The organism is Sodalis sp. RH21, assembly GCF_047324175.1.
Classification (GTDB): Bacteria; Pseudomonadota; Gammaproteobacteria; order Enterobacterales; family Enterobacteriaceae; genus Acerihabitans.
Map to the genome: position 1 here is coordinate 5,212,074 of NZ_CP178732.1, position 13,880 is coordinate 5,225,953.

General features: G+C 58.4%; 13 protein-coding genes. 2 read left to right on the forward strand and 11 right to left on the reverse strand.

Translation table 11 applies throughout. The annotated features are described in order from the left end of the window. Window positions 1-100 precede the first annotated feature (100 nt). From patD to ACL2XP_RS24100, 7 genes are all read right to left on the reverse strand, one after another. Window positions 101-1,525, reverse strand: coding sequence for an aminobutyraldehyde dehydrogenase (patD, locus tag ACL2XP_RS24070; RefSeq protein ID WP_413735877.1), 1,425 nt, complete (start codon window positions 1,523-1,525; stop codon window positions 101-103). A 62-nt stretch (window positions 1,526-1,587) separates the two neighbouring features. Then, window positions 1,588-2,394, reverse strand: coding sequence for an ABC transporter permease (locus tag ACL2XP_RS24075; protein WP_413735878.1), 807 nt, complete (start codon window positions 2,392-2,394; stop codon window positions 1,588-1,590). After that, window positions 2,384-3,343, reverse strand: coding sequence for an ABC transporter permease (locus ACL2XP_RS24080; protein ID WP_413735879.1), 960 nt, complete (start codon window positions 3,341-3,343; stop codon window positions 2,384-2,386). Before ACL2XP_RS24080 ends, ACL2XP_RS24075 begins: the two co-directional genes overlap by 11 nt. Before the next feature lie 11 nt (window positions 3,344-3,354). Beyond that, on the reverse strand, window positions 3,355-4,380 hold the full coding sequence (locus ACL2XP_RS24085; RefSeq protein WP_413735881.1) for an ABC transporter ATP-binding protein: 1,026 nt from the start codon (window positions 4,378-4,380) through the stop codon (window positions 3,355-3,357). 15 nt (window positions 4,381-4,395) lie between these two features. After that, the gene (gene ydcS, locus ACL2XP_RS24090) at window positions 4,396-5,559 is read right to left on the reverse strand and encodes a putative ABC transporter substrate-binding protein YdcS (RefSeq protein WP_413735883.1); all 1,164 of its coding nucleotides are present in this window, start codon (window positions 5,557-5,559) and stop codon (window positions 4,396-4,398) included. A 64-nt stretch (window positions 5,560-5,623) separates the two neighbouring features. Next, window positions 5,624-7,102, reverse strand: coding sequence for a gamma-aminobutyraldehyde dehydrogenase (locus ACL2XP_RS24095; protein WP_413735885.1), 1,479 nt, complete (start codon window positions 7,100-7,102; stop codon window positions 5,624-5,626). A gap of 117 nt (window positions 7,103-7,219) precedes the next feature. Beyond that, window positions 7,220-8,131, reverse strand: a complete 912-nt coding sequence (locus ACL2XP_RS24100; RefSeq protein ID WP_413735886.1) for a LysR substrate-binding domain-containing protein — start codon at window positions 8,129-8,131, stop codon at window positions 7,220-7,222. Between the two features lie 404 nt (window positions 8,132-8,535). On the opposite strand from ACL2XP_RS24100, the gene ACL2XP_RS24105 reads away from it, so the two are divergent. Next, window positions 8,536-9,102, forward strand: a complete 567-nt coding sequence (locus tag ACL2XP_RS24105) for a hypothetical protein (RefSeq protein WP_413735887.1) — start codon at window positions 8,536-8,538, stop codon at window positions 9,100-9,102. Between the two features lie 81 nt (window positions 9,103-9,183). Here ACL2XP_RS24105 and ACL2XP_RS24110 read toward each other — a convergent pair whose 3' ends face one another. Continuing rightward, a complete protein-coding gene (locus ACL2XP_RS24110) occupies window positions 9,184-9,960 on the reverse strand; it encodes an SDR family oxidoreductase (RefSeq protein ID WP_413735889.1) in 777 nt (258 codons plus the stop codon). Between the two features lie 348 nt (window positions 9,961-10,308). Between ACL2XP_RS24110 and ACL2XP_RS24115 the strand changes: the two genes are divergently transcribed. Beyond that, on the forward strand, window positions 10,309-10,689 hold the full coding sequence (locus ACL2XP_RS24115) for a hypothetical protein (RefSeq protein ID WP_413735890.1): 381 nt from the start codon (window positions 10,309-10,311) through the stop codon (window positions 10,687-10,689). Window positions 10,690-11,376: 687 nt separating this feature from the next. Here the strand turns inward: ACL2XP_RS24115 and ACL2XP_RS24120 are convergent. The 3 genes from ACL2XP_RS24120 to ACL2XP_RS24130 all read right to left on the reverse strand — a co-directional run bounded on the left by ACL2XP_RS24120 (window position 11,377) and on the right by ACL2XP_RS24130 (window position 13,849). Continuing rightward, entirely contained in the window at window positions 11,377-12,267 is an 891-nt protein-coding gene (locus ACL2XP_RS24120) for an aldo/keto reductase (RefSeq protein WP_413735891.1), read from the reverse strand. A gap of 204 nt (window positions 12,268-12,471) precedes the next feature. Next, complete coding sequence (locus ACL2XP_RS24125) at window positions 12,472-12,810, reverse strand: BlyB family putative holin accessory protein (RefSeq protein ID WP_413735893.1); 339 nt, start codon at window positions 12,808-12,810, stop codon at window positions 12,472-12,474. Between the two features lie 148 nt (window positions 12,811-12,958). Further along, a complete protein-coding gene (locus ACL2XP_RS24130; RefSeq protein WP_413735894.1) occupies window positions 12,959-13,849 on the reverse strand; it encodes a LysR family transcriptional regulator in 891 nt (296 codons plus the stop codon). Between the last annotated feature and the right edge of the window lie 31 nt (window positions 13,850-13,880).

A 13,880-nucleotide genomic window follows, 5' to 3' on the forward strand; every position in this document is an offset into this window, starting at 1 on the left:
TAACGCAGACTTTTATAGCAAACATGGAGAATGATGGCAATAAATTTATTGCCATCATTCTCCATTATGGGTTTAAAAGCGCGCAATTAATAACACGGAATCAATGGCGAATCATCACATGACGCACCGCGGTATAATCTTCCAGCCCGTACATCGACAAGTCTTTACCGAAACCGGAAAGTTTTTGCCCGCCGTGGGGCATTTCGCTGACCAGCATAAAATGGGTATTGACCCAGGTACAGCCGTACTGCAACCGGGCGGCGACCCGGTGCGCCCGGCCGATATCCCGCGTCCAGACCGATGACGCCAGCCCGTACTGCGAAGCGTTGGCCCAGCGGATGACCTGCGCCTCGTCGTCGAATACCGTGACGGTCACCACCGGCCCGAACACCTCCTGCTGGACGATTTCGTCCTCCTGGCGCGCATCGGCCAGCACGGTGGGAGCGAAATAAAACCCCGGGCCGTCGATGGGCGAACCGCCGGTAATCACCCGGATATGCCCCAAGGCCTTGGCGCGGTCGACAAACCCGGTCACCCGTTGCAAATGGGCGGCGGTAATAAGCGGCCCCAGTTCGGTTTGCGCATCCGCCGGATCGCCGGTTTTAAGGGTGGCCACGCTGCGCCCCAGGGACTCGACCAGTTCGTCATACACCCCGCGCTGCACGTACAGCCGGCAGGCGGCGGTGCAATCCTGTCCCGCGTTATAGAAACCGAAGGTCCTGACCCCGTCCACTACCTCGGCGATATCGGCGTCATCAAAGACAATCACCGGCGCTTTACCGCCCAGCTCCATATGGGTCTTTTTAACGCCGCCGGCGGTATGGGCCAGAATATGCGCGCCGGTGGCAATCGATCCGGTCAGCGAGACCATGCGTACGCGCTCATGGCCGGTCAGGGCATCGCCCATCTCGCCGCCGGTGCCGAACAGCACATTGACCACGCCCTGGGGAAAGATATCCGCCATCAGCTGCGCCAGGTAAAGGGCGGTCAGCGGCGTCTGTTCCGCTGGCTTGAACACCACGCAGTTACCGGCGGCCAGCGCCGGCGCCAGCTTCCAGGCCGCCATCATCAGCGGATAATTCCAGGGAGCGATGGAGGCGATCACCCCCAGCGGGTCGCGGCGGATCATTGACGTATGCCCTTCCAGATATTCCCCGGCCGCGCTGCCGGACAGGCAGCGGCTGGCGCCGGCGAAGAACCGGAACACATCCGCCACCGCCGGAATTTCATCATTGATGACGCAGTGATAGGGCTTGCCGCAATTCAACGACTCCAACCGCGCCAGGGCCTCGCCGTGCTGTTCGATGGCATCGGCCAACCGCAGCAACAGGCCGGCGCGGGTCTTGGGCGTCGTTTGCCCCCAGCTGTCAAACGCCAGATCCGCCGCCAGCACCGCCGCGTCGATTTGCTGGAGGCTGGCCTCATTGATGGTAATCAGGGTCTCCCCGGTGGCCGGATTGACCACCGCCGTCGGTTTGCCCGCCCCGGTCACCGCCTTGCCATCAATCAATAATTGGTCATGCATAGTCTGTTCCTTATTGATAATGCCGGCCTTCAGCCGACGTCATAGCCGGTTATACAGCCGGGTTATTTACCGCCGCCCGCCACGTCCTCGCCGCCCCGGGTCAGGTAATAGGCCCATAGGATCGGCAGCATGGTCACCAGCGTGACCAGCAGGGAAACCACATTGGTAATGGGCACGTCGCGCGGCCGGCCCAGCTGATTCAACAGCCACAGCGGCAGCGTGCGTTCGTGGCCCGCGGTAAAGGTGGTCACGATAATTTCGTCAAACGACAGCGCAAATGCCAGCATCCCCCCGGCCAGCATGGCGGACGCCAGCCCCGGCATCACCACATAACGGAAGGTTTGCCACCCGTCTGCGCCCAAATCCATCGACGCCTCGATTTGGCTATGCGAGATCCGGCGCAGCCGGGCAATCACGTTATTAAACACTATCACCACGCAAAAAGTGGCATGGCCGATCACGATGGTCAATAACCCCGGCGCCACGTCCAGCGCCTTGAACGCGGACAGTAGGGCAATACCGGTAATAATGCCCGGCAGGGCGATGGGCAGGATCATCATCATGGTAATGGCCTGCTTGCCCAGGAAATCGCGCCGGTACAGGGCGGCGGCGGCCAGCGTGCCCAAGATCAGGGCGATGGCGGTGGCCAGGCAGGCCACCTGCAGCGATAACCACAGGGCGGAGAGAATATCCGCACGCCCGGCGGCCAGCCTGAACCAGTGCAGCGTAAAACCCCGGGGCGGAAAGCTAAAGGCCGCGTCCTCGGTATTAAACGCATACACCGCGATAATCAGCAGCGGGAAATGCAGGAATACCAGTCCGCCCCAGGCGGCCAGTTTCAGCGCCAGCGGCGCGCGGTCAGAGTGCATCGAAGGCCCCCAGGCGTTTGGCCAGCGTCAGGTAAATACCAATCAGTACGATGGGCACCAGCGTAAAGGCCGCCGCCATGGGCATATTGCCGATGGCCCCTTGCTGGGCATAGACCATGCTGCCGATAAAATAGCCCGGCGGCCCCACCAGCTGCGGCACGATAAAATCGCCCATGGTCAGCGAAAAGGTAAAAATCGAACCGGCGGCGATGCCCGGCACCGCCAGCGGCAGCACCACATACCGGAACGTCTGGTCCGGACGCGCGCCCAGATCGGCGGACGCCATCATCAGCGAAGGGGGCAAGCGCTCCAGCGCAGCCTGGATCGGCAAAATCATAAACGGCAGCCAGATATAGACAAACACCAAAAAACGCCCCAGATGGGAGGTGGATAGCGTACTGCCGCCGATACCCGGCACGGCCAGCACCGCTTGTAGCGCCGATTGCAATCCCAGGTGCTGCAAAAACCATTGCAGCACGCCGTCATGGGCCAGCAGCAGGGTCCAGGCATAGGCTTTGACGATATAGCTGGCCCACATCGGCATCATCACCGCGATATAAAAAAACGCCTTGCCCCGGCCGGAGGTATAGCGCGCCATATAATAAGCGATGGGAAACGCCAGCAGCGCGCTGGCCAGCGTAACCGCCGCCGCCATGGCCAGGGTGCGCAGGATAATATCGTAGTTGGCGGGGTTGAATAGCGCGGCGAGATTGGCGGTGGTCAGATCGGGCAATACCGTCATGGTGAAGTCGTCAAAGGTATAAGCCCCCTGCCACAGCAGGTTCAGCAGCGACCCCAGATAGACGATGCCGAACCACATCAGCGGCGGCAACAGCAGCAAAAGCAAAAACAGCGTCGGCCGGCGGTAAAAAAATGTCGCCAGGCCGCGTCCGGCGGAAGAGCGCTCCGGCCGGCTGGCTTGCGGCTGTGGTTGCGGCTGCAGGCTCATGACCATTCTCCTTACTCCGCCAACGCGGTCATGGCGGCACGCGGCCAGGCGACGGTCAGTCGCTGGCCCAGGGGCAAGTCTTCGTCGCCGGACGGGCGTACCGGATTGGTGGCGCAGACGGTAAAACGGGCGCCGCCCGCCAGCAGCAGTTCGTAACGGGTGCTCGCGCCCTGAAACAGCACATTGCCCAGTTCGCCGCTTACGGATACCTCGCCGTCCGCCGCCGGCTGGCCGGCGGTAAGCAGGCGGGCAAATTCCGGCCGAATGGCGAATACGCCGTTTTCGCCGGTCAGTTCGCGGGCCAGTTCGCCGCCGATCACATTGGCGCTGCCGACAAAGTTGGCTACGAAGCGGCTTCGGGGATGCAAATAGAGCTGGCGCGGGGTATCCACCTGCTCGATGCGCCCGCGATTGAATACCGCCACCCGATCCGACATGGAAAGCGCTTCCCCCTGATCGTGGGTAACAAAAACAAAGGTAATGCCCAACTGGCGTTGCAGGGTTTTCAACTCCCCCTGCATTTGTTCGCGCAGTTTAAGATCCAAAGCGCCCAGGGGTTCGTCCAGCAACAGCACCCGCGGTTCGTTGACCAGCGCGCGCGCCAGCGCCACCCGCTGGCGCTGGCCGCCGGACAGATGGGCCGGCTTGCGGTTATGCACGTCGCCCAGTTCCACCCGCCGCAGCGCCGCCTGCGCCCGGGCCAGGCGTTCGGTTCGCCCCACGCCTTTAACCATCAGGCCATACGCCACGTTATCCAGCAGCGACATATGCGGAAACAGCGCATAATCCTGGAATACGGTATTCACGTCCCGCTGGTACGGGGGCAGGTTTACCGTATCCACACCGTGCAGATATAAGGCGCCGCCGTCGGGCCGCTCAAAGCCGGCGATCAGCCGCAGACAGGTGCTTTTGCCCGACCCGGACGGCCCCAGCAGGGAAAAAAACTCCCCGTCGGGAATATCCAGCGACACCCCGTCCACTGCGGGTACGCCGTTAAAACGGCGTGAAACGTCGACTAAAGTCACCGCGCTGCTCATGGTTATCTCCTTGCGTCAGCGGCCGCCCATCATGGCGATATAATCCTGGGTCCAGCGGCTATAAGAGACGCACTGGCCGCCGTTGCTGCTGTCGCATTTCGCCGTCGGCGTTTTCCAGAAGGCGATTTTATCGAACTGGCTGAAACCGTTGGTTTCGCATCCCTTGCCCCCCAGCAACGTGCTGGCCTTGCACCCTTCCGGCACTGCGGGCACCGATCCGAACCAGGCGGCGACATCCCCCTGGACTTTCGGCTCCAGCGACCAGTTCATCCAGCGATAGGCGCAGTTCGGATGCGCGGCGCCGCTATGCAGCATGGTGGTATCCGCCCAGCCGGTCACGCCCTCCTTGGGAATCACCGTGGCGATGGGCTGCCCTTCCCCCGCCAGCGCGTTCGCCTGGTAAGGCCAGGCGCCGGACGCCACCACCCCTTCATTTTTAAAATCGCTCATTTGCACGGACGTATCGTGCCAGTAGCGATGCACCAACGGATGTTGCTGTTTTAACAGGGCCAGGACCGCCTGGTATTGGGTTTCATCAAGCTGGTAGGGATCTTTAATACCGAGCTCCGGCCGGGCGCTTTTCAGGTAGAGCGCCGCGTCGGCGATATATATCGGCCCGTCATAGGCTTGCACCCGGCCTTTATTGCTTTTGCCGTCCGGCAGGTTTTGCGGTTCGAATACCACCGACCAGCTATCCGGCGCGGTGGTGAAAACTTTGGTGTTATACATCAGCAGGTTGGGACCCCACTGGTAGGGCGTGCCGTAGGTTCTGCCGTCGACGTTATACCATGGCCCGTTAATCAGCCGCGGATCAATCAAATGCCAATTGGGGATCAGCGCCGTGTTGATCGGCTGAACCCGTTTGCCCACGATCAGGCGCAGCGACGCATCCCCGGAGGCGGTCACCAGATCGTAACCGCCCTTGGCCATCAGGCTCACCATTTCATCGGAAGTGGCGGCGGTCTTCACATTGACCTGGCAGCCGGATTCCTTCTCGAAGGTTGACACCCAGTCATATTGTTTATCGGTCTGGCCGCGTTCGATATACCCCGGCCAGGCGATAATATCCACCTGCCCTTCGCTTTTGCCCAACTGGTTGGGAAGATCGGCAGCCCGGGCCAGGCCGGCGGCGCATAACACGCTAAAGCATACAGCACTTACCTGCGTTAACTTCTTCATTGCCTGTCTCCTGTCATACGTTTAAGGCCCGGGGCTACGCCGAGCGGCGCCAAGGCGCCAGGAATTACCGGGGGGGCCGGAAGGGAAAACGGGTATTGAATTTGGCCATGATGTGACGCACCACGCTGTACTCCTGCAACGCCTCGCCGGAGAGATCCTTGCCATACCCCGAGCCTTTAAGGCCGCCGTGCGGCATCTCGCTGACCAGGGTGAAATGGGTATTGATCCAGGTACAGCCATATTGCAATTGCGATGCCAGATAAAAGGCCAGGTCGACGTCCCGGGTCCAGACCGACGACGCCAGCCCGTATTCGGACGCGTTGGCCCATTCCAGTACCTGCCCGATATCCTCGAAACGGGTCACGCTCACCACCGGGCCGAAGACCTCTTTTTTGATGATTTCATCGTCCTGGCGGCAACCGGCCAGCAGGGTCGGCGGATAGTAAAACCCGGGGCCGTCGTGCGGCTTGCCGCCGGCGATCAGGGAAATATGCGGCTGTTCCAGCGCGCGTTCGATAAAACTGGCCACCCGGTCGCGCTGGCGCGCGGAAATCAGCGGGCCAAGATCGTTTTCCCCATCGTCCGGCCGGGCAAACCGCAGGCCGGCCACCGCTTCCCCCAGGGCGTCCACCAGCCGCGCATAAATACCGGCCTGGGCATACACCCGGCAGGCGGCGGTGCAATCCTGGCCGGCATTGTAGTAACCGTAGCGGCGGATGCCCGCCACCACCTCGGCCAGATCCGCGTCATCGCAAACGATCACCGGGGCGTTGCCCCCCAGCTCCAGATGGGTGCGCTTGATCCCGCTAACCGCGGCCTGGAGGATCTTCTGCCCGGTTACGGTATCGCCGGTCACCGAGATCATGCGCACCAGCGGATGATTGATCAGCGCCGATCCGGTGGTTTCGCCCCGCCCGAAGATCACATTGATCGCGCCGGCCGGCAGCAAGCCGTCCAACCGGGACATCAGGGCCAGAATGGACAAAGGGGTATGTTCGGAGGGTTTGAATACCAGGGTATTGCCGGCCGCCAGCGCCGGGGCGATTTTCCAGGCGGCCATCATCAACGGGTAATTCCACGGCGCAATGGAGGCCACTACGCCGAGAGGGTCGCGGCGCAGCATAGACGTATGCCCCGGCGTATATTCCCCGGCCAGTTGCCCCTGCTGGCAGCGTACCGCGCCGGCAAAAAAGCGGAACACGTCGGCGGCGGCGCTGATGTCGTCATTTAACGCCTGGTGCAGCGGTTTGCCGCAGTTCAGGGCTTCCAGCCCGGCCAACCGAGGCCCGTACCGTTCGATCACCGCCGCGATCTCCAGCAGCACGCCCGACCGGTGGGCCGGGGTGGTGGCCGACCACTGGCGAAATGCGCCATGGGCGGCGGCTACCGCGTCAGTAACTTGCTCTTCGCCGGCTTCACGCAAGGTCAGAATAATCTCGCCGGTGGCGGGATTGATGATATTCTCCGCGGCGCCCTCGCCGGCGACGGTTGCGCCATTGATATAATTTAGCCACGGGATGTCGGTTAACAGGGAGTCAGTCAAGGCGTAACCCTCTGGTGATGGCTCGGGAGTTAACAACTTATCTACACAGCAGATTAACCGAGACTATCCCCAGCGGTGGCCCAGCGACAAATTCTAAATAACGAACGCCTCGTTCGACTAAACCGATGGCTTGCGGACCGGCGTTTTTTCCCGCGCGAGCGCCAGAAAAGGCGTAACCAGCTCCGGCCGGCTATTGCCCCGCCGCCAGGCCAGACCGATATTCAGGTGTTCATTAAGATCCGCAAGCTGCCGCGCCTCGATCATGCTGCCTTCCAGCGACCAGGGGCGATAGGCCATATCCGGCTGGATGGACAGGCCCAGGCCGGCGGCCACCATGCTGCGCACCGCTTCGGTGGATGCGGTGCGCATAACTATCGTGGGATGCAGGCCGGCCCCGGCCCATATTTGCCGGGCGTGGCGCTCCATCTCATCGGCATTAAGCTGCACCAGCGGACAGGCGGCAACGTCGCTTAAGGTAATGGCTTCCTGATCCAGCAACGGGTGCAGCGGCGGCAGCCACAGGCGATAAGGGGAATTAACCAGCACTTCGGTTTGCAGGGCATGGCGATCTTCCAGATTACTTAAGATCAGCACGCCGATATCAATCTCGCCGTTGACCAGCAGATGTTCGATATAGCGGCGTTCATCCTCGATAATGCGCACGGTGACAGCGGGATAACACGCACGGAAACGGGTCAGCATATCCACCAGGAAATAACCCGAGACCAGGCTGGTCACGCCGAGCGTCAGGTTGCCGCTCAGGCGTTCCATCCCTTGTTTTACGCTGAATTTAGCATTCTCGACGGTGGCCAGGATCAGGTTGGCCTGACGCAGGAACTGGTGCCCCTGGTGGGTCAGCGTCATGCCTTTGGCGTGGCGTTCAAACAGCGGCGCCACCAGTTCCTCTTCCAACTGCTGCACCGCCAGGGTCAGCGAGGACTGGGCGACAAAGGTCGCCTGGGCCGCGCCGGAAATGGAACCGGCCTCGGCTACCGCGATGAAATGGCGAAGCTGTCGCAGCGTTAACATAGGCACCCCCTGTTATGCGAATTATTGCCAACCTTAGCATTCAGTTATATATAGCGGCGGCGCACAATTCTACTTTTTAGTGCGCAGCCCGGCGGATTTCAGAAAAATAGCGCGCTGCGCGCCCCCCGCGTCCGGGCCCGATCCGGCGTCAAGCGGCCCGCCTGGAAAATCATGCTTATATCCTGCCGCCGAGGATAAAAATATATCGTTAATTAGCATTAGCCTGCGCATTGGCGCGGCGAAAAATTAATACTTTCTTCTTGCAATTAATTGTGGGTAAACGAACAAGTCAATAATGCGAATTCACGTTGTGCTTGGCGGCAGGTTAATATAAATTAATTTTTTGACGGAACATGAATAATATTCCAATTACATTAATCTTTTATTTTTAATGATGATGACTTATGCAAGAAACAAATTCACGTTATTATCCGGTGAGCCCGGCGATCAATTTCTATGTTCCGGAGGCCCACTCCGCTGAGATTCGTTATCCCATCGGCGGCAACCATGGCCACGGCTTGATGGCTAATGAGCTGGAGCGCATATCCAACTCGCCGGCCGTTCTAGCGCATTCACTGGGTAAAGCCTTGGTATATGCAACGGTGGCCGTGGGATCGGCAATAATAGCAAGCGACATTATCTCAACCTCGGCGCGTAATATAAACAGCGTGTCGGAAAATGAAGAAGGCGGCACGCCACATCTGCTTTATCGCTCTGTGCATACAGGCGTCTTTGCCGGCGCCATCGGCGGGACGCTGAGCGGGTTATTCGCGGGGCTAGCCATGCACAACTTAGTTAATGCCTGCAATATCATGGGCCTGCATATCCGAAAAGAACGGCTCTGGATTGGCGCGTCCACTATCGCCGGATTATGTATAGGGAGCGTTGCCGGAGGGATATACGGCAGCATGATGGACAATGTCGCCAACGAACGGCTCCCTAACGCCATCAAGACCTCCGGGGGTTTTTGATTGGCGAATCCATTCACGCGTAGCGGAATTTTCGCTGGCGGGAGAGGATCATTGCCCCGTCCAGCCGGGGCCGGCGGCGGGTTATCCCCGGCCGACAAACGGCATATTGCTGGCCATGACCATCATACTGAGAATATTGGTCGACAACGGCAATGACGCCATATGGCGTACGGCATCCGCTATATATTTTACATCGACCATGGGCTCCGGCGCGACATGGCCATCGGCCTGGAGCACCCCTTTTTGCATCCGTTGAGATAACTCGGTCAGCGCATTGCCGATATCAATCTGGCTGCAAACGATATTAAATGCGCGGCCGTCCAGCGCAATGCTTTTGGTTATGCCCGAGACGGCATGCTTACTCGCCGTATAAGGGGACGTAAATGGCCGGGGGGTATGCGCGGAAATCGAACCGTTATTGATGATCCGGCCGCCCTGGGGGACCTGTTTGCGCATCAGGCCAAACGCGGCCCGCGCGCACAGGAAAACGCCGGTGATATTCGTATCGACAACATTGAGCCAGGTTTCCACGGGCAGCTCGTCCATCGGCACAGCGGGAGCATTCACGCCGGCGTTGTTAAACAGCACGTCAAGCCGTCCGTACTCCTGGGTTATCCTGGCGAAAAGCGCCGCTACGCTTGCCGGTTCCCGTACATCGGTCGCCACCGCCAGGGCCTGCTGACCCGCGGCCCGGGCCGTCTCGACGAGCGCGTCCAGCGGTTCCTGCCGGCGCCCCGCCACGACCACGGTAAAACCGTCCTGCAACAATCCCAGGGCCACTGCTCGGCCGATGCCGCTGCCGGCACCGGTGACCAGGGCAATCCTGCTTTTCTGCGCCTCTTGTTGTGATTCTGACATAACCTATCCTTATTTTCGTTATCGGGAAGGGTGGATTGACAACCATCTTGAAACAATGGCCATTTAGCGTAAAGCTGATTTTGCCGCTATTATCACCCCGGTGCGCAGTCTTTTATCGGCACGCGGAGAAATACCCAAAACCATAAAAAAACACGCGGGGACTTCGCAGCATTTACACTATAAGCCCGCTATTTTATTGGGCTTTTGCCATATCTGATGTTTGAGATAAATTTAATTACCTGATAAAAGAAAAATCAGTCAAGGTTAACTTACCGGTTAAGCTTTGCGATACCTTATTGCTCTTCGCCTGGGCGGTCGCCGCCGGCCGGAGGGCTATGCCCACCCGGCATGGCCGACGAGGGGGATAACCTGTCCTTCGACCCCGCGCCGGCCATCCCGGTCGTTAACAGCCCGCCCGTGTTATTCCAGCATGTACGCATTTTCGACGGCAAAGGCGATTCCCTGTCCGGCCCCGCCAACGTTTTGGTCACGGGCAATACCACAACGCATATTTCCACCGGCCTCATCGACGCGCACTGGCATGCTTTTATGGCCGCTACACCGAAAATGGTGCCCATGACCGCGCAATCCTCCTATCTCCAATTGTTGGCGTTATCCGGTTTTATCAACCCTTATCCCGGCAAGGTCAATCACATGCCCCCTGCGCCACGCGCCAATGAAAAAAGCCCTGACGTTGAGGTCAGGGCTTTTAGGGTGCTACGGTTTTAAGGTTTAACATTCATAACTTCAGTGAGTATAGCAAACTTCACATGATGTACATTTGTCATAACGGAAACATTGAGTATCTATAACGAACATTCCTCCGGTATATTTACAAAATGATATATTTAAGAACTCGGGATTATCCCGGCACTTCGCTATGTTAATCAGTCAGGGAACGAATCGACCGACTGAGTACATCCCCCATCGCGATATATACTTTTGTTACAAGGCCGTACTTTCTTCGCGAAATTCTCAATTAGCTGGTTACTCATCTACAATAGCCCACAATCGCGAATATTCACTACAAACTACAAGGCCTTACATTATCGCGCTATCAACTTACAAACCCCGATGCGATGGTAAAGCTGTATTTCAGTGCCTTACTTCATTCGCGACGTCTGCTTTTCACACAAACTCAACATTACAATCGCGAATATTTTACCACTTCAGAGCCTTTATCGCATACTCTATGGAACACAGGCTTAGCATTATTTAAAAAATAATTTCTATTTCAAAAACAATGTCGTTTGTTTACTGATTGCGCCTGCGTTGGTATTTAATCTACCCCTTTCCAACAGCATGTCAACACCCTATTTGCCAACATCAACGGCATATCACATTAGCGCCCCTTAACCAGGGAAACCCTGGCGCCTTGGCGCGCCTGGGGCGCAAATATTGATAGCCGTTTATGGGTTATTCGCCGCCAGGCGCGGCCTTGGCTTGCTGTTTGCGGCCCAGATCATCCAACAGGCGAAACTCTGCGCCGGTTAATTGTACCCGGGTCGCCTCAAGGTTCTCTTCCAGGTGTTTTACGTTGCTGGTGCCGGGGATAGGCAACATCACCGGGCTGCGTTTTAATATCCATGCCAGGGCGATCTGGCCGGGCGTAAAGCCTTTTTCCTTCGCCAGGGTATCAAGTATCGACCCCGGGTTGGCCAACTCGCCCGCGGCTAGCGGAAACCAGGGAATAAACCCGATTTTGTGTTCGGTGCAATAATCCAGCACGGCCTCGTGGCCGCGTGATACCAGGTTAAACATGTTTTGCACCGAGACTACCGGGAAAAAGCGCTGGGCGGTTTTGATTTGCGCCACATTCACTTCGCTCAGCCCGACGTGGCGGATCAACCCCTCTTTTTGCATCTGCGCAATGGCGTCAAACTGTTCGTCTTCCGGTACCTTGGGATCGACGCGATGCAGCTGCCATAACCCGATCTGTTCCACATTAAGTTTACGCAGGCTCATCAGCACCGCCTGGCGCAAATACTCGGGACGGCCCACCGGCTGCCAGATATTCGGACCGTGGCGCGTCAAGCCGCCCTTGGTGGCGATGAGCAGGCCGTCATAGGGGTACAGCGCCTCGCGTATCAGGTTTTCACTGACATCGGGGCCGTAGCTGTCGGCGGTGTCGATAAAATTAATCCCCAGTTCCGGCAGGCGGCGCAGCGTGGTCAGCGCCCCGTCGCGATCGGCCGGCTCTCCCCAAATCCCCTGGCCGGTAATGCGCATGGCGCCAAACCCCAAACGGTTAATCTGGATATCCCCAAGCGTAAATTGACCGGCAGCCGATGCATTTAATGTACTCATGGTAGCTCCCCTTATGGATCTGGCAGATAAATTGGCCGTGAGAAAAAGCGTTATATTGTCGAACCGCTTGGTTCAAGTTAGACCGTCGCGTCAAGGATGGCAAGTAATTTTGAACTGATTGGTTTTTTTCTGGCGCAACCGCGGCCACCCAAACGGCCGGCGCTGCTTTGCCGACCCGGTTGGGTGACTACCTATCGCGCGCCGTCAGATATACACATCCACCTGATGCGTATCCGACTGGCCGTTTACGCCTGTGGTTTGGGTTTGCGCGGCGGCGGTAGCCGCGGCCTCCTGCTTGTTGAGGACATTTTGCGCCTGCTGCTGTTGCAACTGGTTGATCTGCGCCTCCAGCATCTGGATTTGGTTCTCAATCAATTGCTGCTGTTGCTGCTTTTGATCGGCGCTAAGGCTGGATTGCGCTATCGAGCCTAACTGCTTGATGAGTTTGTTAATCTGCTGGGTGATATTTTTAATTTGCGCGGCAATATCGCTCCCGCCGCCTGACGACGCGGAAGAAATAGCTGAGGTGATAGTGTTGGACACGATTTTCTCCTGGTATGAAGTCCTAACCGGTTATCGGCCAGCCGGCGGCATAATTCAGCACCCGCGGCGCAAAGCAACCGCAAAATAAGCGTAAAAAATGCGTAAGGCCGGCATTTTCCCTGGCTGCGCGGGCGGCCGGATCGCGGGATCATGATGAATCCGCGGTAAGAAAATCAACCAGCCGTTTTGCCGGCGGGGACAAATCATCATAGCGGCGCAAAGTCAGCATTAATTGACGCTCGGTCCAGGCCTCCCGTAATGGAATCACCACCCCTGCGCCGTGATCCTGTCCGGCTACGAGCAGGGATAGGGGCAATACCGCAATGCCCGCCCCGAGGGTCACCATGCGATAGACATTTTCCAGGCCGCTCACCCTGGCCCGCAGCCGCATGGGTTTGCCCGCTCTGACGGCATGGGCGGCAAGGTGCTGTTGCAACGCGCTGTCCGTCGGCAGGCCGATAAAATCATAATCCAGCGCTTCGCTGAAGGTCAGGTTTTTACGGCGCGCGAGTGCATGGCCGCGGGGAACCGCCAGCACTAAACGATCGGATTTAAACGGCAGGACTTCAAGACCGGTGAAATCGGCATGATCCGCGGCGATACCGAGCTCAGCATGACCTTGCGCCACCGCTCGGGTAATGGCGACGCTGGGCATTTCAGCCAGCTCGATATCCACGCCGGGATAAAGATGCAAAAAGCCGGATAGGGGTCCGGGTAAAAATTGGCCCATGGCCACCGTATTGGCCAAAAGACGGATATAGCCGGTCAACCCTTGGGTAAATTCGTTTAACTCTCCGGCTAAGCTGGCGATTTGCCGCAAAATCAGCTTGGCGTGCTGATACATCACCCGGCCCGCCGGCGTGGCCGTTACGCCGCGGCGCCCCCGCTCCAGCAGCCTGACGCCGGCCGCTTTTTCCAGGCCGCCAATCCGGGCGCTGGCCGATGAAAGGGAAAGGCATGCTTTATCCGCCCCGGCGGTGATGGTGCCGGTTTCGATAATCAACACCAATAACCGCAGGTCGATCAGGTCAAAATGCATAGCGGCGACTCCCGGAAATCAGCCTTCGCGA

Coding starts and splice junctions, on each gene's coding strand:
- patD (WP_413735877.1), bottom strand. CDS start 1,525: ATGCATGACCAATTATTGATTGATGGCAAGGCGGTGACCGGGGCGGGC.
- ACL2XP_RS24075 (WP_413735878.1), bottom strand. CDS start 2,394: ATGCACTCTGACCGCGCGCCGCTGGCGCTGAAACTGGCCGCCTGGGGC.
- ACL2XP_RS24080 (WP_413735879.1), bottom strand. CDS start 3,343: ATGAGCCTGCAGCCGCAACCACAGCCGCAAGCCAGCCGGCCGGAGCGC.
- ACL2XP_RS24085 (WP_413735881.1), bottom strand. CDS start 4,380: ATGAGCAGCGCGGTGACTTTAGTCGACGTTTCACGCCGTTTTAACGGC.
- ydcS (WP_413735883.1), bottom strand. CDS start 5,559: ATGAAGAAGTTAACGCAGGTAAGTGCTGTATGCTTTAGCGTGTTATGC.
- ACL2XP_RS24100 (WP_413735886.1), bottom strand. CDS start 8,131: ATGTTAACGCTGCGACAGCTTCGCCATTTCATCGCGGTAGCCGAGGCC.
- ACL2XP_RS24105 (WP_413735887.1), top strand. CDS start 8,536: ATGCAAGAAACAAATTCACGTTATTATCCGGTGAGCCCGGCGATCAAT.
- ACL2XP_RS24110 (WP_413735889.1), bottom strand. CDS start 9,960: ATGTCAGAATCACAACAAGAGGCGCAGAAAAGCAGGATTGCCCTGGTC.
- ACL2XP_RS24115 (WP_413735890.1), top strand. CDS start 10,309: ATGGCCGACGAGGGGGATAACCTGTCCTTCGACCCCGCGCCGGCCATC.
- ACL2XP_RS24120 (WP_413735891.1), bottom strand. CDS start 12,267: ATGAGTACATTAAATGCATCGGCTGCCGGTCAATTTACGCTTGGGGAT.
- ACL2XP_RS24130 (WP_413735894.1), bottom strand. CDS start 13,849: ATGCATTTTGACCTGATCGACCTGCGGTTATTGGTGTTGATTATCGAA.